Origin of the sequence: Marinobacter gudaonensis, assembly GCF_900115175.1 — a bacterium.
GTDB classification, from domain to species: Bacteria; Pseudomonadota; Gammaproteobacteria; order Pseudomonadales; family Oleiphilaceae; genus Marinobacter; species Marinobacter gudaonensis.
Window position 1 is genome coordinate 1 of record NZ_FOYV01000002.1, and the last position, 17,656, is coordinate 17,656.

Sequence of the window (17,656 nt, forward strand, 5' to 3'; positions counted from 1 at the left end):
ATAACGCCGGTGGTAATGGGCGGCTACGGAGCGCAGCGTAGTAGGCGTCCCGTTGACCACTTGGTTAAATTCAATCCGAGACTTTCGCTGCCGTCGCTATGTAACAATGGCCCTCGTACTCTCCAAGTGGCAGGCTCATCGAACTCTGATGTATACCACCCTCACCGTCCGTCTCTTCTGCAAAATGAATAATGAGCTCTTTCTCGGGCTTTAGGTTTATTTTGTAGCGTACGCCGTTCATCTCATACTCGGTCAAACCGTCTTCCGGGAAGTCGACAATCTCAGTGCCAACAACGGTTTTTTCGAAGTTCCGCTCAAAGCTTCGTTTAATTGAATCACGGGTGAACTCGTCGACTCCCTCCATGTAATACATGTCGAGCACGCTGGAAATTTCCCCTGATGAAACTGCCTCGCCAACCATTTGGGCAAAGTCACTATCACAGCCTGGTGGTGGCTCAGAGCAAGCAGACAAAACAACTGTAGAAGCCAAAAGAAAATGTTTCATATTCCTCCCTGAATTTAACGCCAATGATAAGCGGCGCCCCGACAGGGGCGTCCGGTGGACGGCCGATAGGCCGGGCACGAACTTAATTGACTGGTTAGTCAGCACGGACCGAGCGCTCCCCTTTAGAGAACCATCCAAGCCATGATCCAGGCTTGATGACTAAATAAAGGCCAATCGCGAACTGAACCAACGAGCCGCCAAAATACATCGAACTTGTCACCGGTTCGGTGTTTCCCTGAAAAGCTTGAAGAGTTGCCATGGGAAATTCGGATAGCGCCGTTACAACGAAGTACAGACCTATGAGCTGGAAAAGGAGTTGTGGAGAAAAACCTTCAGTAGTTTCAATTGGGTCAGTTGGGACTTTTCGAATGATCGAGTTGGCAACCAAGATCATCCCCACCGCAGCGATTAACCCTATGGCGATGAAAATTGCGACCAAATAGATAAGGAAATTTTGAGTCGAGCTGGTTTCCAATAGCTCTGTGTAGGTTGAAACATAGACGCTGATTGTTGGGGCATACCAAAGAATGTTGAACCCCAGATAAAGGGCAAAGAATTTTATCGCCACTACCGTAATCCCTTGAGGTGTCATAGAACTCCCTTCATTCATGTGACTAACGCCTGGGCTCAGCGGCCGGTTTGGAGGCGCACCGCGCCGGAATACCGGTCCGCTGCAGCCCTTGGTTATGTCTAGTTTTGCACCCACTCGATGTCTGTGATGACCATGTAGGTGAATCCATTATCAACACTGGTTCGATAAGCCCCTTTGGCGTTCAAAACAAAAGCCGCTATTGAGGTCATTTCCCAACCATCAACCTCATCACCTTCCCATTTATCAACGGTGAGCGCATCGTAACCGTGCTTTTCGCCAAAGCTTCTCACTCGGTACATTTGATCTTTGGCTTCATCGATGATTGAGGGGTTGGCCCAAGACCACAGCCAAGTGTTGGACCTGGTTGAAATTGACCCTACGAACTGAACTTTGGCCACGACAGCGGGAACGCCATCGTTGGAAAAAACCAGTGAACTCGTATCTTGGTCCCAATCGAAACGCTCATGTTCTCCCAACTTATAATCTTCCATCAAAACGTTTTGACGCTCCGACAGGAAGTTATGAGCCTCTGTGATTTGAGCTATCCATTGCTCATCTGCGGTGGCATTTGACATAAACATACTCAGCAATAAAGCGGTCAATTTCTTCATATAGCTTCTGACATAACAGCTAATTATACGAACGCGTTCGTATATCACCCATTCGTAAAACTCCATCCAACCAATCCCCCAAAAATGGGGATTCCCCAACAAAACTAGCACCTTACCCACTCATTGCCACAACTATCATCGGAGTTATACGCCCGCAGGCACTCCACTCTGGCTGCCCCGATGGGCGTATAACACCAGCCGTCGATTCCTAACATTTCAACCCTATCAGATAGTTACCTCAATTTCTCAGGAAATGCCTCGGACTTTTGCGAACGCGTTCGTATAACTCCGGGCGGGTGACCGTATCATGGGTGCCTGTAATTAATGTCCACTTAACGGCGATGATATGGCCCTGCACCCATTCGCTTGATAACGGACGACTCCGGAGCCGCACCATGCACCTTCCCTTCTGGTTGACCACTGCCCTGCTCTTTCCGGTGCTGCTCTACCAGGGCAAGCGGGTACGGCGCAGCACGCCCAGGCTGCCGGAGGCTGGGGGGCCCAGGGCTGGCCAGTACGGGTTGGGGTTACCGGCGAAGCGTATCCTGGTGATTGGTGAATCCACGGCTGCCGGTGTCGGTGTTGAAACCCACGAGCAGGGGCTGGCCAGCCAGTTGGCGCGGCGGATTCATGAGCGCACGGGCCAGACGGTTGCCTGGCATACGTTTGGTATTAACGGCGTTCGGCTTGGTGATCTGATCGTGGCGTTGAAAAAAGCCGAGCTGCCGGAGGCAGACGTGGTGCTGCTGAGCATGGGGGTGAACGACACCACGGGATTCACGCCCCGCTTTCGTTTCCGCCGGCAGTTGATCGAATTGCGCCAGTGGCTGGCAGTCCGTTATGCCAGTCCCTTGCAGCTTCTGAGCGTACCGCCCATGCACCTGTTTACCGCGCTGCCGGCACCGCTGCGGTACGTGGTGGGCTGGCGGGCACGGCAGCTGGATACAGTCTACGTTCGTCTCGCTCGGCGGTCCCCGGCGGATTTTGGTTACCTGCACTACCCGGTGATTACCGATCCGGGGCTGCTCGCCAGTGACGGTTACCACCCGGGGCAGCGAGGCTACCAATATATTGCCCAGGCACTGGCAGGATCCATAAACGACGATAGTCTGAAAGGAAGGCATGTGACAGGAGGTCACCCCCATGAAACGGATCGCTATCTGCTTTGATGGCACCTGGAACCGCCCGGAGGAGATCCTGGGCGAGGATTTCCCCACCAATGTTCTGCAGTTTGCCCGCGCCATCCGGCCCACCGATGGTCACGGAGTGGAGCAGGTGGTGTTTTATGACTGGGGCATCGGCTCCTATCACGATGAGATTCGCGCCGGCGCCACCGGGTACGGGCTGGAGAAGAACGTGATGGATGGCTACCGGTTTCTGGTGCACAACTACGAGCCCGGTGATGACATCTTCCTGTTCGGCTTCAGTCGGGGCGCCTACACCGCCCGCAGCCTGTGCGGGATGATCAATAACTGCAGTATTCTCCGGAAGGAAAACGCCAGCCTGATCGAGGAGGCGTTCCGGCTCTACAAGACGAAGAAGCACACCGCCAACGGTGATCACTCGATGGAGTGGAAGGCCCGCCATTCGGTGGAGCAGCGCACGCCCATCAAGTTTGTGGGCGTGTGGGATACGGTGGGTGCACTGGGTCTGCCCTTTACCTTTTTTGGGCTGATCAAGGATCGGGATCTGTTCTACGACCGCAAGATCGGCAGCAACATCCACGTGGCCCGCCATGCGCTCTCGCTGGATGAACAGCGGGAGGATTTCGAGCCCACGCTGTGGGACCCGCGCGAGGGTACCGATCTCGAGCAGGTGTGGTTTGCTGGCGTGCATTCCGACGTGGGCGGCGGCTACGGGCCAGACAAACAGGGCCGTACCCTGGCGGATATCCCCCTGCTGTGGATGAAAGAGGAGGCGCAGAAGCAGGCTCTGGTGTTCAACGATCACCTTCCCACGCAGACGCACCCCAGCGCCGAGCAGCATAACGAGTACAAGGGCAAGTACAAGCTGCTGGGCAAGCGCGTGCGTGAGATACCGCCGCCGGAGACCAACCCCACCTGGGTGCACCCCAGCGTTAAAGCCCGGTACGATTCCGGTTACCGGAGCAAGCCCATCGAGCAGTTTATCCAGGCCCACGGCCAGTGGCCCGCCATCTGGCCGGAGTAACGGATACCTGTTTGCACATCCGGTTTTTCACGCACGGCTTGCCGCCTGTGGGGTTTGCTAGACTGGCGGGTTTTCAGATCAGGGCCCGTGAGTGCGGGCGTGAGCAACCCGGTGCAGGAGTTGAGCATGTTGAAGAGCTGGATTTTTCTGGGTGTCGCCATCGTTGCCGAGGTGGTGGCCACCTCCGGCCTCAAAGCCAGCGAGGGCTTCACCCGGCTGTGGCCCAGCCTGCTGGTGATTGCCGGTTACTCGGTGGCGTTCTATTTCCTGTCGATCAGCCTGAAGGACATTCCCGTTGGCCTGGCCTACGCCATCTGGGCCGGGTTGGGCATTGTGCTGGTGGCGCTGATCGGCTGGCTGATCTACGGCCAGACTCTGGATGCCGCCAGCGTGATCGGCATGGCCATGATCATCGGCGGTGTTGCGGTGATCAACGTGTTTTCCAAGACCGCCGTTCACTAACCGGCGGCGATCACCGGAGCCCGTAGCCGGGCTCCTTCTTCCTCACATCAAACCGCGCGCCTGCGGTAACTCCGGTACCGCGGTCGCCAGAAATTGCGCTCGATGGACTGGCGAATGGTGTCGTCATCGGAGCCTAGCGCCACGCCTTCTTCCTGGGCCTGTTTGGCCACGTCGAAGGCGATAGCGCGGCTGATGTCCTGGATGTCGCGCAGCTTCGGCAGCAGCTCGGTGCCGGTGCCCTGCACAATCGGCGCCTGCTTGGCCAGGGCGTTGGAGGCGGCGGTGAGCATGGCATCGGTCACCCGTGAGGCTCCGGCGGCCACCACGCCCAGGCCGATACCCGGGAAGATGTAGGCGTTGTTGCACTGGGCAATGGCGTAGGTTTTGCCGTCCAGTTCCACCGGTTTGAAGGGGCTGCCAGCGGCCACCAGGGCCTTGCCTTTGGTCCACTTCAGGATATCTTCGGGTGTGGCCTCAACCCTGGAGGTCGGGTTCGAGAGGGGCATCACCACCGGTTGGTCACAGTGTCCGTGGAGCGTTTTGATGACCTCTTCGGTGAACAGGCCGGGCTGGCCAGAAACGCCAATCAGCACCGTGGGCTTTGCCTGCTTGACCACGTCGATCAATTCCCGGCCCTGCCAGTCCTTGATGCGTTCCGGGTCTTGCGCCAGCGCTTTCTGGAAATCCTGCAGGCCCTCCTGATCGGTGGTCAATAGGCCGTCCCGATCCACCATGAAGATTCGCTTGCGCGCCTCCTGCTCGGACATCCCGTCGCTGGTCATGGCGACAATCACCTGCTCGGCAATGCCACAGCCGGCAGAACCCGCGCCCACGAAGGCCACGGTCTGCTCGCTGATTTTCTCGTTCTTGGCCTTGCAGGCCGCCAGCAGCGTGGCCAGGCACACCGAGGCGGTACCCTGGATGTCGTCGTTGAAGCAGCAGGCTTCGTCGCGATACTTGTTCAGCAGCCGCATGGCGTTGGTCTGGGCAAAGTCCTCAAACTGCACCAGCACGTCGGGCCAGCGTCGCTTCACCGCCGCCAGGAAGTCGGCCACGAAGGCGTCGTACTCTTTCTGGCCGATGCGTTTGTGCCGCCAGCCCATGTACATGGGGTCGTCCAGCAACTCCTGGTTGTTGGTGCCCACGTCAAGCATGATCGGCAGGGTGTTGGCCGGGCTGATGCCGCCACAGGCGGTATAGAGGGAGAGCTTACCAATGGGGATGCCCATGCCCCCGATGCCCTGGTCGCCCAGGCCGAGGATGCGCTCGCCGTCGGTAACCACGATCACCTTCACCCGCTGCTTGGTGGCGCTGTGCATGATGTAGTCCAGGTGCTCCCGGTCCGGGTAGGAGACGAACAAGCCGCGGTGGTTGCGGTAAATGTTGGAGAACTCCTGGCAGGCGTCCCCCACCGTGGGGGTGTAGATGATCGGGAGCATCTCCTCCAGGTGGTCTTCCAGCAAGCGGAAAAACAGGGTCTCGTTGTCGTCCTGAATCGCCCGCAGGGTGATGTGGCGATCGAGATCGTTCTGGCACAGCTGGTACTGCCTGTAAGCCCGCTCCGCCTGCTCCTCGATGGTTTCCACGTGCTGGGGCAACAGGCCAATCAGGTTGAAGTCCAGGCGCTCCTCGTGGCTGAAGGCACTGCCTTTGTTCAGCAACGGCAGTTCTAGCAACGAAGGGCCGGCGTAGGGTATGTAAAGCGGGCGTTTTTCCGTGTCAGTCATGATCACCTCTCAATGCGGGCGGGCAATGCAGGCGTGCGAGGCTCGAATCACAGTCGCCGATTCGTGTCCCACCGGTCACCGTTTTGTAAAAGCATAGCCGCTGGGCCAAAGGTTCACATCTGAACGCCTGATGGAGGCAAAAAACAATACTGCCAAAGCCTAATGGGTGAATGAGGTGCTTTTCGTTTAGCTTGCTACACTCAAAAAGTTCCCAAAAAAACAAAGAGGTATCGCATGCTAGACAGAGCATCCAAACCCATGGTGAGCCTGGTGGACAAGTACCTGCCAGACCCCTACCTGTTCGTGATCATCCTGACCCTGGTGGCATTCGTGGCTGCCATGGTGTTTGAAGGCCACAGCCCGATGGCGGTGGTGGAGATGTGGGGCAACGGCTTCTGGAACCTGCTTACCTTCTCCATGCAGATGTTGCTGGTGCTGGTCACCGGCTTCATGATGGCCAGCACGCCGCTGGTGCGGGGAATCCTGAACAAAATTGCGGGGCTGGCCAGAACGCCGGGCCAGGCGATTGTTCTGGTGACCTTCATCGCGCTGATTGCCAGCTGGATCAACTGGGGCTTCGGCCTGGTGGTGGGCGCCCTGTTCGCCAAGGCCCTGGCGCGCCAGATCCGCGTTCACTACCCGCTGCTGATCGCCAGCGCCTACTCCGGGTTTATCGTGTGGCACGGCGGCCTGGCGGGCTCCATTCCGCTGACCATTGCCACCGAGGGCCACTTCACCCAGCAAACCATCGGCATCATCGGCACCGGCGAAACCATCTTCGCGTTCTTTAACCTGGCCATCGTGGTGGCCCTGTTCATCATCGTGCCGCTGGTGAACCGCCTGATGCTGCCGGCCGAGCGGGACAGCATCTACGCCGACCCGAAAGTACTGGACGACGAGCCGGACACCTCCGTGGTGATCAACCGCCCGGCCGATTACCTGGAAAACAGCCGCACCCTGGCCTGGCTGATTGGCTTCAGTGGTCTGGCGTTTATCTTCCAGTACTTCATGGACAACGGCGGCCTGAACCTGAACATCGTGAACTTCATGTTCCTGTTCATTGCCATCATCCTGCACCAGACCCCCAAGCGGCTGCTGGACAGCCTGAACGAGGCGGTTAAGGGTGGTTCGGGGATTGTTATCCAGTTTCCGTTCTACGCCGGCATCATGAGCGTGATGACCGCCTCCGGCCTGGCCGCCAGCATCTCCAGCGGGTTTGTGTCGATTGCCAGCGCCGAGAGCCTGCCCTTCTGGAGCTTTATCAGTGCCGGCGTGGTAAATATCTTCGTGCCCTCCGGCGGCGGCCAGTGGGCCGTGCAGGCGCCGGTGATGCTGCCAGCGGCCCTGGAGCTGGGCGCGGATATTCCGCGGGTGGCCATGGCGGTAGCCTGGGGTGATGCCTGGACCAACCTGCTGCAGCCGTTCTGGGCCCTGCCAGTGCTGGCCATTGCCGGGCTGAAGGCCAAGGACATCATGGGCTACTGCCTGATGCTGTTGATCATTACCGGCATTATCATCAGCGCCGGCCTGACCTGGCTATAACACCCTCGGTCCCCGGAGCGCCCCAGGGTGCTCCGGGGAAACCGGCATCACCAAAGCCGTTATTTGCCCTCGGGCAGCCTCACTTGTTACCACCCCGCTTTCCCCTGACAATGGGCCCGTACCAGAACGTCAGGAACTCGCTCCATGCTCGAACAAATCTCTTTGATACCGGAAAATCTGGCCCTGCCGGCTTCCCTGTTGCGGCCCCTCGTCAGTACGGCCCTGCTGATCCTGGCCATTATCATCATGCGGACGCTGACGGCCCGGTTCATTCGCCGGAGCGTGGCTTCCTCAGAGCTGCGCGGTCGCCTGCTGGTGAACTTCCGCAACGGCTTCCTGCTACTCGGCGTTCTGGGTGTGGCGCTGATCTGGGGCGACCAGATTCGTTCCCTGGCGCTGTCGATTGTCGCGATTGCCGTCGCTTTTGTGGTGGCAACCAAGGAGCTGATCCTGTGCATCTCCGGGGCCATCCTGAAAAGCGGCGCTGGCTCGTTCAACCTGGGAGATCGGATACAGATCAAGGATTTCCGGGGCGACGTGATCGACCAGACCCTGCTGGCCACCACCATCCTGGAGGTGGGGCCAGGCAAAACAGGGCATCAACGAACGGGTCGGATGATTGTTCTGCCCAATGCCCTGTTTGTCTCGGAACCGGTGATTAACGAGAGTTTCACTGACCACTGGGATTTCCACGTGTTCACCGTGCCGTTCAAGCGCGAGGACGATTGGCAGGGTGCCCAGAAGGCGCTACTGGAGGCGGCCAATAGGCAGTGTGCGCCCTACCTTGAGGCAGTGCGCAAATACATGAAGAAAGTGGGCGTCTCGCGGGGGCTGGAAGTGCCATCGGTGGACCCGAGGGTGACCATCCAGGCGCCGGTCGCGAGCGAAATCCATCTGGTGGTGCGGCTGCCAGCCAAGTCCGGCCAGCGCAGCTACATCGAGCAGGCCATCCTCTCCGAAGTCTTCTCCAACGCCGACTTCTCAAAAAAGAAAGCCGGAGAGCGCACGGAAGACAACGGCGAGGACGACGCTTAGGCCAGTTTACTCAGGGCGCCAGCTTGCGCTTCAGCGCCCGCGATACCGACACCGGCAGGCTTGGCAACGCCCGCAGCATCCAGGGCAGCACCCGGCGTTTCACGCCGCTGAGAGATTCCGGAATCATCGCCTCAATCAGATGCGGCCCCGGCATGCGCTGGGCGTATTCCAGAGCCTTGGCCATTTCCTCGGCGCTGTGCACGCGCACGCCATGCACACCCATGCCGTTGGCCATTTCCGCAAAGTTGATCACCGGGCCGCGCAGGTCCAGCTGGGATTTGGCCTTGTTACCCACTTCCTCAGCACCCACCCGCTCCAGCTCGATGTTCAGCACCGAGTAGGAGGCGTTGTTGAAGATGATGGAGGTAACGTTCAGTTGTTCCCGCGCCATGGTCCACAGGGCCTGGATGGTGTACATGGCGGTGCCATCACCGATCAGGGCGATTACCGGCCGGTCCGGGCAGGCCACGGCGGCGCCCACGGCGTTGGGCAGGCCCTGGCCGATGGCGCCACCGGTGAGGGTGAGCATGTCGTGGCGGGGGGCGCCTGCGGTCATCACCGAGAGCATGAGGCTGGAGGTGATGCCCTCGTCCACAATGATGGCGTTCTCCGGCATCAGCTCGCCCACGGCCTTGCAGACTTTTTCAGCAGTGAGTTTGCCGCGGGGGCGGCCCGGGCGTTTGGCCGGTTGCAGCACCGGCTGGGCTTGGCTGGCGCCCACGGCCTCGTTCAGTTTGTTGAGGCTGGCCAGGATGTCCTGGTCCGGCGCGGCCAGGGTATGCACCTCGCAGGACTCCGGTACCAGATAGCTCTTCTTGCCGGGGTAGGCAAAGAACGAGACGGGCGCCTTGGCGTCCACCAGGATCAGCTGTTCCACATCGGTGAGCTGTACCGTGGCCAGTTCGGCCAGGTAGGCCAACCTCTCAATGTAGGGTAGCCCCGAACCCCGCTCCATGCGGGTGGGAAAGGTTTCCGCCAGCAACGTTACGCCGCTGTGGGCGGCCAGCTTGGCGGCTGCCAGCATGCTTGGCTCCCGCAGGGAGTGGCCGCCCATCAGCAGCGCGGTCTTCTTGCCGGAGCGAATGGCCTTGGCAATGGCTTCCACGGTGGCATCGTCCGCGGGCTCAGGTGTTGGCGGCGCCACAGGCGCGCTGGGCACACCGCCCTCGCCCCAGGAGACATCGGCCGGGAGGATCAGCGTAGCCACCTGGCCGGGTGCGGTGCGGGCGGCCGCGATGGCCTCGGCGGCGTCCTGGCACAGGGTTTCGGTGCTCTTGGCGGTACGCACAAACCCCGGGGAGACGTTGCGGGCCACGGTCTCAATGTCTGACTGCAGCTGGGCGTCGTACTTCACGTGGTAGGTGGCGTGGTCGCCCACAATGTTCAGCACCGGCACCTTGCCCTTGCGGGCGTTGTGCAGGTTGGCCAGGCCGTTGCCCAGCCCGCAGCCCAGGTGCAGGAGGGTGGCGGCCGGCTTGTCGGCCATGCGGGCGTAGCCGTCGGCAGCACCGGTGGCCACCCCCTCGAACAGGGCCAGCACGGCCCGCATCTTCGGCTCGTCATCCAGGGCCGCCACAAAGTGCATCTCGCTGGTGCCGGGGTTGCTGAAGCACACCTCCACGCCGGCATCCACCAGGGTTTTCATCAGGGCTTGTGCGCCGTTTGTCATTGTTGTTCTCCCGCCTTTGAAAATTCGAGTGTTCGGTTAAGTACGCCGGCCATGGTGTTCAGCCGCCCGCCACAATGGCGCGTACCGCCGCCCGGGCTGTCAGGATGCAGCCGGGCAAAAAGGTGCCTTCCAGGGAGCGCTTGCCGTTGGCGCCACCGCCGCCGAAACCGGCCGCTTCGCCCACGCAGTACAGGCCTGGCACCGGCGAGCCCCCGGCGTTCAGGATGCGGCTCTGCAGATCGGTTTGCAGGCCGCCCAGGCTCTTGCGGGTAATCAGCTGCATGCGGATGGCAATGTAGGGGCCGGCACCGGATTTCTGTAACGGCGCGGGCTTGCAGGTGCGAAGTCGGTCTGGCTTCCATTCCCGGGCGTGCTGGATCATGCGGATCTGGGCGTCGTTGTGCAGGCTGGTGCCGTTGGTGAAGTTGGCATCGAAGGCATCCGCCGTGGCCTGCAGCGTTGCCGGGCTGACATCGTGGGAACAGGTCAGCGCATTCATCTTACCCGCCAGCTCGGCCAGGCTGTCTGCCACCAGGAAATCCCGGCTTTCGTGCTGCATCTGCCGAACCAGGTTGTGGTTGCCCAGCAGCAGCTCTTTCACGAACTGAGGGAACTGCTTGTCGCGAATGCGGGCGTTGTGCTCGGCACCGGAAATGGCAAACTCCTTGGCGGCAATGCGCCAGTTGAGCAGGTGCCATGTCCAGGGTTTTTCCTGTTCGGCCACCCGCTGGCACAGCCAGTGGGTATCAAACCCGGTAACCAGAGGTTCGGGGCCAATGCGCTCGCCCCGGTGGTTCAGCCACAGGGCGGATTTGCAGGGGATGGTGGAAAGCCCATGGCCGGGGAAATGCGGGTACGGGTGCGCGAACCCCGCCGCGTAGTTCCACATTTCGCCGGCGTGGGTAATCTGCCCTTTGAGATGGTCGGCCACCCAGTGATGCATGCGGCCGTCGGCGTAAGGGTGGGCGCCGTTCAGCATCTGCGTGGGCATCGGGCGATCCGCCGGCCAGTTGGCGCGGCATTCCTCGTGGCTGCCGTTGATGCCGCCGGTGGCCATGACGACTGCAGGCGCCGCCAAGGTCACTTCCTCGCCGTCGGCTTCGTTGATCGCCAGGGCCCCGCACACGCGGCCGGCCTGGTGATCCAGCGCGGTGATGCGGTGCCCGTGCAGCAGAGTCAGCCGGCCTGCCGTGTTTTCGCGGTGAAGCGCGGCCATCAGGCAAGACACCAGTTCCCTGGCCGTGCCCCAGACCACATGGTAGCGGGGCAACCGGTTACCGTCGCCAAACCGGCCCCGCTCCACCCAGTTAACCGCCGGCAGGAATTTGATGCCTTCGTTGCGGAGCCAGTCGTAAACCTCGGTACGGGAATGCTCCACGTAATAGCGGGCCCATTGCAGCGGCCATTCGTCGTCTTCAGACAGTTCCGCAAAACTGAGCCAGTCCTGCAGGGCGATCTCGGGGGTGTCGGCGATCTTCATTCGTGCCTGAAGCGGGGTGCCTACCAGGGCCATGCCGCCGAAGGCCCAGCGGGCCAGGCCACCGATTCTCTCGGGGGTATCCCGGTCGGCCAGGGTGACGGATTTGCCCGCCCTCAGCGCCTCGAGCGCCGTTACAATGCCCGCGAGGCCACCTCCGATCACCACAATGTCCGAAGAGAGTGTCTTGGCCATAATCTGAATCCGCTCGCCACGTTGTTGTTGTCAGCGTCAAAGATATACCGCTACCATGGCTTTAAAATTGACCTCATAGGCCAGAAAAATTGACATTAGAGGCCACGGTTTCCATTGGCTGGGTGAATACGGTGATCAGCGCGGCGGAGCGACTCTCGGTAACGGCCGATCACCTGCTTGCTGAGGCAGGCATCCCAGCCTCCGCCAATGAGCTGGAACGCTGGCCCATTGATGACATCACCCGGCTCTGGCATGCGGCGGAACGCTGCACCGGAGACCCGGGCTTCGGCCTGAAGGTGGGCGCGGAGTTCTCCCCCATGAGCATCAGCGGCGTGGGGTTCGCGCTCCAGTCCGCGGCCACGCTGCGCGAGGCCATTGTGATGGTGCAGCGCTTCCAGCGGCTGATCTCCGATGGCGGCCGTTTCCAGGTGGTAGCAGGCAATGCCGCCACCTGGCTGGTGTACCATCCTCGCCAGGGCCGGCTGGCGTTCAGCCCCCATCAGATTGAGGCGGTGCTGGCGTCGGTGGTGGGTTTTGGCAGCTGGGTGACCGGCACCCGCATGCAGCCAGCGCGGGTGCAATTCAGCCAGCCACGGCTTGGGCCTCTGGCGGGTTATCAAACGGTGTTTCACTGCCCGGTGGAATTCGAGCAGGCCTTCAGTGGCATCCTGGTAGACAACGCCGTTCTGGATCAGCCCCTGCCCCAGGCCGACCCGCAACTGGCCCAGCTGCATGAGCGCTATACCACCGCGCGCCTGGCAGCGCTGTCCATGAACAGCGCCTCGGCGCCCGAACTCAGGCGCTGGCTGGCTGCCCGAATCGGGCCGGTGCTACCCCGCAGGGCAGACGCTGCGGCGGCTCTGGGCATCAGCGAACGCACCCTGGCCCGACGCCTGAAAGATCAGGGCCACACGTTCGACCAACTGCTGGACGACGTTCGGCGCGAGCGGGCACTGCATGCGGTGGCCAGCACCGATACACCCCTGCCTGAGATCGCCGAAGCCCTGGGCTTTGCCGAAGTCAGCACCTTTTACCGCGCTTTCCAGCGCTGGACCGGCCTGCCGCCGGTGCGCTGGCGCAAGCAGCGGACACATAACTAGAGCAATCGAACTGCAACAGAAAGATCACTGACCTGTCACCTCGGTGACACGGCACTGTCACCTGCCGGGCATACCTTTGCATTGTAAGTCGCAATCAAGCGCGCTTATTCATTGCAAAAGGTGATCTTATGACACCCGCTTCTCCCCAACACACCATGCTGCGCATCAAGGATATGGGGGTCACCTACCCTGGCAATGTCCTGGCTCTGCAGCCCACCACCATCGAGTTCCACAAGGGCGAATTTACCGTGCTGCTGGGCCTGTCCGGCGCTGGCAAGTCCACGCTGCTGAGGTCCCTCAATCACCTCGTACAACCAACGTCGGGGCAGGTAGTTTCGACCGAGTTCGGCGTACTGGATAACCGCCGCACAGTACGACAGCACCGCAGCCGTACCGCCATGGTGTTCCAGCATCATCAACTTATTGAACGCCACACCGCCCTGCAGAACGTTCTTACCGGCCGACTGGCCTATCACGGTACCTGGCGAAGCCTGCTGCCCCTGCCAAGAGCCGATCTGGAACTTGCCTATCACTGCCTGCAGCGGGTGGGGCTGGCAGACAAGGCCCTGGCCCGGGTAGACCAGCTCTCCGGAGGGCAGCAACAGCGGGTGGGCATTGCCCGCGCCCTGGCCCAGCAGCCGTCGATGATCCTGGCCGATGAGCCAGTAGCCAGCCTGGACCCGGCAACGTCGGAAAGGGTCCTGGGCCTGCTACGGGATATCTGCCGCGAAGACGGCATTACCGCGGTGATCTCCCTGCACCAGCTGGAATACGCCCGCCGATTTGCCGATCGCATTGTCGGGCTGGCCAACGCCCAGATTGTGTTTGACGCCGCACCTGCCCTGCTGCGGCAGGAGCACCTGAACCAGATTTACCACCAGCAGGAAAACCCCGCGGCCGGCCATGGCCAGTCGCCGGCGTCACCGGCTGCGTTCATCCACCCGACCACCCAGAAAACCGCCACATCCCAACCCAAGAAACTGGAGATAGCCCGATGAAACCAATACTCAACCTCTTGATGGCCCTGTGTCTGATCGCAGGCTTCAATACGCAGGCCATGGCTGCGGACCCTGACCCGGATGTCCTGAAAGTCGCCCTGCTCCCGGATGAAAACGCCTCCGCGCTGATCAAGCGTAACCAGCCCCTGAAAGACTACCTGGAAAGCACACTCGGTAAGGAAATCGAGCTGATTGTGACCACCGATTACTCCTCAATGATTGAGGCCATGCGCTTTGGGCGAATTGATCTGGGCTACTTTGGCCCGCTCTCCTACGTTATGGCCAAGAGCAAGAGCGACATTGAGCCCTTTGCCGCCATGGTGGTGGACGGCAAGCCCACCTACCGCTCCATCATCATTGCCAACGCCGATTCGGGAGTAGAGTCCTACGCCGACATCAAGGGCAAGAAGATGGCCTATGGCGACCGCGCATCAACGTCCAGCCATCTGATTCCCAAGACCGTGCTTCTGGAGAATGCAGGTCTTAAAGCCGGTGACGACTACGAGGCCCACTTTGTTGGCTCCCACGATTCGGTTGCGGTGAACGTAGCCAACGGCAATGCCGAAGCCGGCGGGCTGTCGGAAGTTATCTTCGAGCACGTGATGGACCGCGGCCTGATCGACCGTAACAAGGTGCGGGTTCTGGGATACAGCGGTGAGTTCCCGCAATACCCCTGGGCCATGCGCTCGAATCTGGATCCGGAGCTGAAGGAAAAGGTGCGGAACGCCTTCCTGAGCATTGACGATGAGGAAATCCTCAACAACCTCAAGGCCGAAAGTTTTGCCGCCATCAGCGATTCCGACTACGACGTCATCCGCCGCATGGGTGGCCTTCTGAACCTCGACTTCGCGAAGATGTGAGCAGTCTGATGACACAGACCACGACGGACCCGGCGACCCTGTCGCCGGCGCCGTCAGCCTCCGTTCTGGATGATCATGCCCGGGGCTGGCGGAAGAAACTCATGCGGGCAAGCCTTGTTCTGGCGGTGATTGTTGTTGCCAGTTGGTACGTGGGGCTGCTCGATTTCACCACACTTGCTAACGGTGTACCGGCCATTGGCACTCTGCTCGGCGAGTCCCTGCCGCCGGATTTCACCAACATCATGAACTGGGTGGCGCCACTGATCGACACTCTGGCCATGAGCATTGCCGGCACCGCCATTGCGGTGGCCGCGTCGGTTCCACTGGCTTTCCTGGCGGCGCGCAACACTTCCCCTCACCCGGCCGTCTTCCACGTTACCCGCACCCTGCTCAACGGCCTGCGCTCGGTGCCCGAGCTGATTATGGGCATCATTTTTGTTGCCGCCGTTGGCTTTGGTGCCCTGCCAGGTGTACTCGCCCTGGGCCTGCATTCCATTGGCATGGTCGGCAAATTCTTTGCCGAGGCCATCGAACATGTGGATGAAGCTCCGGTTGAAGCCGCCGATGCCGCCGGCGCAACCAGGCTTCAGGTGCTCTGGCATGCGGTGCTGCCCCAGGTATTGCCTCAGTTTGCCGATGTTTCGATCTATCGCTGGGAATACAACTTCCGGGCTTCCACCGTGATGGGCATGGTGGGCGCCGGCGGTATTGGCTTTGAGCTGATGGGTTCCCTGCGCATCATGCAGTACCAGGAAGTCAGTGCCATTCTGATTGTTATCCTGCTGATGGTCACCCTGGTGGACAGCCTCAGCGGTCATCTGCGAAAACGCTTCAAGTAAGGACAATGGATGAAACCCAGAGTTGTAATAACCCACCGGGTGCACGAGGACGTTCTTTCTAAACTGGCACACCACTGTGAACTGGTCACTAATCAGTCCAACGCCACCCTGCCGGCAGATTCGGTGCGCGCCCGCGTGGCCACCGCCGACGCCATGATGGCCTTCATGCCGGACACCGTCGGGGAGGAATTCCTGCGGGCCTGCCCGAACCTGAAAGTCATCGGCGCAGCCCTAAAGGGCTTTGACAATTTCAACGTGGAAGCCTGTACCCGCCACGGCGTGTGGCTCACTTTTGTGCCCGACCTGCTGACGGTGCCCACGGCGGAGTTGACCATTGGCCTGACGGTTGGTTTGACCCGCCAGGTGCGTGGGGCCGACGAATTTGTCCGCTCCGGCGAATTTCGGGGCTGGCAACCGAGGTTCTATGGCCTTGGAGTAGAAGGCAGCACTATCGGCATTGTCGGCATGGGCGCCATCGGCCAGGCCGTGGCCAGTCGGTTCCGAGGCTGGGGCGCAGAGCTGCTCTACGCGCAACCCGAAGCGCTGAATGCGGCGAAGGAATCTCAGCTGGGCGTCAGCCGGGTCAGCCTGGAGGCTCTGCTGGCTCGTGCAGACATTGTTATCCTGGCATTGGCCCTGAACGAGCACACGCTCCACACCATCAACGCCGACCGCCTGGCACAGCTGAAACCTGGCGCCTTCCTGGTCAACCCCTGTCGCGGCTCGGTGGTGGACGAACAGGCCGTGTCGGTGGCACTGGAATCCGGGCAGCTTGGAGGCTATGCCGCAGATGTCTTCGAGATGGAGGACTGGGCCCGGGCCGACCGGCCACGGCAGATTAACACTGCCCTTCTGTCCCATCCCAACACGCTGTTCACCGCGCACATTGGCTCGGCCGTTCGGGAAGTGCGCCGGGCCATTGAACACCGCGCCGCCGATAACATCCTGCAGGCCCTTGCCGGCGAGCGACCAATGGATGCCATCAACACGCCTGCCGGCGGCGAGGGCACCGCATGCTGAACCTGGTCTGGCTCAGGAGCTTTCTGTCACTGGTCCGCCACCGGAGTTTTCAGGCCGCAGCAGACAGCCTCGGGATTGCCCAGCCCACGCTGTCCCAACACATCCAGAAGCTGGAGCAGCAGCTCGACGTAATGCTCGTTCTTCGTGGCAAAGCCCGCTGCGAGCCCACTCGCGCTGCGCTGGCACTGGTTCCATTCGCCGACAGCATGCTCCGGCTGGACCGGCAGGCCCGGGAGGCGGTTCACGGCTCCGGCATTCGGGTAGGCGCCAGTTCCAACATCGGCATTTACATGTTGCAGCCGAGCATTCGAGCGTTCCGGGATTCGCCCTCAGCGCCGGCGGTGGATCTGGTGATCGACACCAACCCGGCGATTGCCCGCCAGCTCTCCAATGGGGAGCTGGATGTAGCCGTCGTGGAGTGGTGGCAGCCAACACCTGGTTTCCGGACAATGAACTGGCGCCAGGAAGAATTGGTACTGATCGTGCCACCGGATCATCCGGCCGAAAACCTGACCGAAATTGACCGGGAAACGCTGGCGGGCATGACGCTACTGGGCGGCGAACCCGGCACAGGCACCGGCCGGGTGCTTGCGGAATTCTTTGGGCCGAACGGACCCTTCCCGAGCGTTTCCATGCAACTGGGTAGCACGGAAGCCGTAAAACAGGCCGTCAAGGCTGGTCTGGGCATCTCACTGGTTTTGGCAGCCTGCGTGCGGGAAGAAGTCCGCAATGGCAGCCTCAGGGCGATACCGGTCAGCGCTCCGGGCTTGGCCAAGCACCTGATGGTGGTGTGTCCGGAGGCCTTCGCCAACCACCCGCCGGTCACAAGCTTTGTCAGCCAGCTCTGCCACTGAT

The 17,656-nt window shown here is 60.9% G+C and carries 17 protein-coding genes; 11 read left to right on the forward strand and 6 right to left on the reverse strand.

All coding sequences use genetic code 11. The features are described from left to right. Nucleotides 1–70: 70 nt before the first annotated feature. From BM344_RS13050 to BM344_RS13060, 3 genes are all read right to left on the reverse strand, one after another. Complete coding sequence (locus tag BM344_RS13050; RefSeq protein ID WP_139229608.1) at nt 71–505, reverse strand: hypothetical protein; 435 nt, start codon at nt 503–505, stop codon at nt 71–73. A gap of 94 nt (nt 506–599) precedes the next feature. After that, entirely contained in the window at nt 600–1,115 is a 516-nt protein-coding gene (locus BM344_RS13055) for a hypothetical protein (protein WP_139229644.1), read from the reverse strand. An 80-nt stretch (nt 1,116–1,195) separates the two neighbouring features. Then, a complete protein-coding gene (locus BM344_RS13060) occupies nt 1,196–1,708 on the reverse strand; it encodes a DUF6882 domain-containing protein (protein ID WP_208603434.1) in 513 nt (170 codons plus the stop codon). A gap of 395 nt (nt 1,709–2,103) precedes the next feature. Here BM344_RS13060 and BM344_RS13065 point away from each other — a divergent pair, with 395 nt between their 5' ends. The 3 genes from BM344_RS13065 (at nt 2,104) to BM344_RS13075 (ending at nt 4,339) form a co-directional block, all read left to right on the forward strand. Then, nucleotides 2,104–2,877 carry an SGNH/GDSL hydrolase family protein gene (locus BM344_RS13065; RefSeq protein ID WP_091991136.1) on the forward strand — a complete coding sequence of 258 codons (774 nt, stop codon included), beginning with the start codon at nt 2,104–2,106 and terminating at the stop codon, nt 2,875–2,877. Further along, entirely contained in the window at nt 2,852–3,877 is a 1,026-nt protein-coding gene (locus tag BM344_RS13070; RefSeq protein ID WP_091991138.1) for a DUF2235 domain-containing protein, read from the forward strand. Before BM344_RS13065 ends, BM344_RS13070 begins: the two co-directional genes overlap by 26 nt. 129 nt (nt 3,878–4,006) lie before the next feature. Continuing rightward, a complete protein-coding gene (locus BM344_RS13075) occupies nt 4,007–4,339 on the forward strand; it encodes a DMT family transporter (protein WP_091991872.1) in 333 nt (110 codons plus the stop codon). Nucleotides 4,340–4,386: 47 nt separating this feature from the next. On the opposite strand, the gene BM344_RS13080 is transcribed toward BM344_RS13075, so the two are convergent. Beyond that, complete coding sequence (locus tag BM344_RS13080; RefSeq protein ID WP_091991141.1) at nt 4,387–6,066, reverse strand: NAD-dependent malic enzyme; 1,680 nt, start codon at nt 6,064–6,066, stop codon at nt 4,387–4,389. A gap of 234 nt (nt 6,067–6,300) precedes the next feature. On the opposite strand from BM344_RS13080, the gene BM344_RS13085 reads away from it, so the two are divergent. After that, a complete protein-coding gene (locus BM344_RS13085) occupies nt 6,301–7,608 on the forward strand; it encodes a short-chain fatty acid transporter (RefSeq protein WP_091991144.1) in 1,308 nt (435 codons plus the stop codon). Between the two features lie 144 nt (nt 7,609–7,752). Further along, complete coding sequence (locus BM344_RS13090) at nt 7,753–8,643, forward strand: mechanosensitive ion channel domain-containing protein (RefSeq protein WP_167363248.1); 891 nt, start codon at nt 7,753–7,755, stop codon at nt 8,641–8,643. 10 nt (nt 8,644–8,653) lie between these two features. Here the strand turns inward: BM344_RS13090 and BM344_RS13095 are convergent, their stop codons facing one another. Together BM344_RS13095 and BM344_RS13100 are read right to left on the reverse strand one after the other, a co-directional pair. Further along, a complete protein-coding gene (locus BM344_RS13095; RefSeq protein ID WP_091991146.1) occupies nt 8,654–10,312 on the reverse strand; it encodes an acetolactate synthase large subunit in 1,659 nt (552 codons plus the stop codon). 58 nt (nt 10,313–10,370) lie between these two features. Further along, on the reverse strand, nt 10,371–11,984 hold the full coding sequence (locus tag BM344_RS13100) for an FAD-dependent oxidoreductase (RefSeq protein WP_091991149.1): 1,614 nt from the start codon (nt 11,982–11,984) through the stop codon (nt 10,371–10,373). 89 nt (nt 11,985–12,073) lie between these two features. Between BM344_RS13100 and BM344_RS13105 the strand changes: the two genes are divergently transcribed. The 6 genes from BM344_RS13105 to BM344_RS13130 all read left to right on the forward strand — a co-directional run bounded on the left by BM344_RS13105 (nt 12,074) and on the right by BM344_RS13130 (nt 17,655). Continuing rightward, complete coding sequence (locus BM344_RS13105; protein WP_091991152.1) at nt 12,074–13,084, forward strand: AraC family transcriptional regulator; 1,011 nt, start codon at nt 12,074–12,076, stop codon at nt 13,082–13,084. A gap of 128 nt (nt 13,085–13,212) precedes the next feature. Then, nucleotides 13,213–14,082 carry a phosphonate ABC transporter ATP-binding protein gene (gene phnC / locus BM344_RS13110; RefSeq protein ID WP_091991154.1) on the forward strand — a complete coding sequence of 290 codons (870 nt, stop codon included), beginning with the start codon at nt 13,213–13,215 and terminating at the stop codon, nt 14,080–14,082. After that, entirely contained in the window at nt 14,079–14,942 is an 864-nt protein-coding gene (phnD, locus tag BM344_RS13115; RefSeq protein WP_091991157.1) for a phosphate/phosphite/phosphonate ABC transporter substrate-binding protein, read from the forward strand. Before phnC ends, phnD begins: the two co-directional genes overlap by 4 nt. 8 nt (nt 14,943–14,950) lie before the next feature. Continuing rightward, entirely contained in the window at nt 14,951–15,781 is an 831-nt protein-coding gene (phnE, locus tag BM344_RS13120) for a phosphonate ABC transporter, permease protein PhnE (protein ID WP_091991159.1), read from the forward strand. Between the two features lie 9 nt (nt 15,782–15,790). Further along, nucleotides 15,791–16,801: a phosphonate dehydrogenase gene (locus BM344_RS13125; RefSeq protein ID WP_091991163.1), complete on the forward strand. Its 1,011-nt coding sequence runs from the start codon at nt 15,791–15,793 to the stop codon at nt 16,799–16,801. Then, nucleotides 16,795–17,655, forward strand: coding sequence for a LysR family transcriptional regulator (locus BM344_RS13130; RefSeq protein WP_091991166.1), 861 nt, complete (start codon nt 16,795–16,797; stop codon nt 17,653–17,655). Before BM344_RS13125 ends, BM344_RS13130 begins: the two co-directional genes overlap by 7 nt. The last annotated feature ends 1 nt before the right edge of the window (nt 17,656 follow it).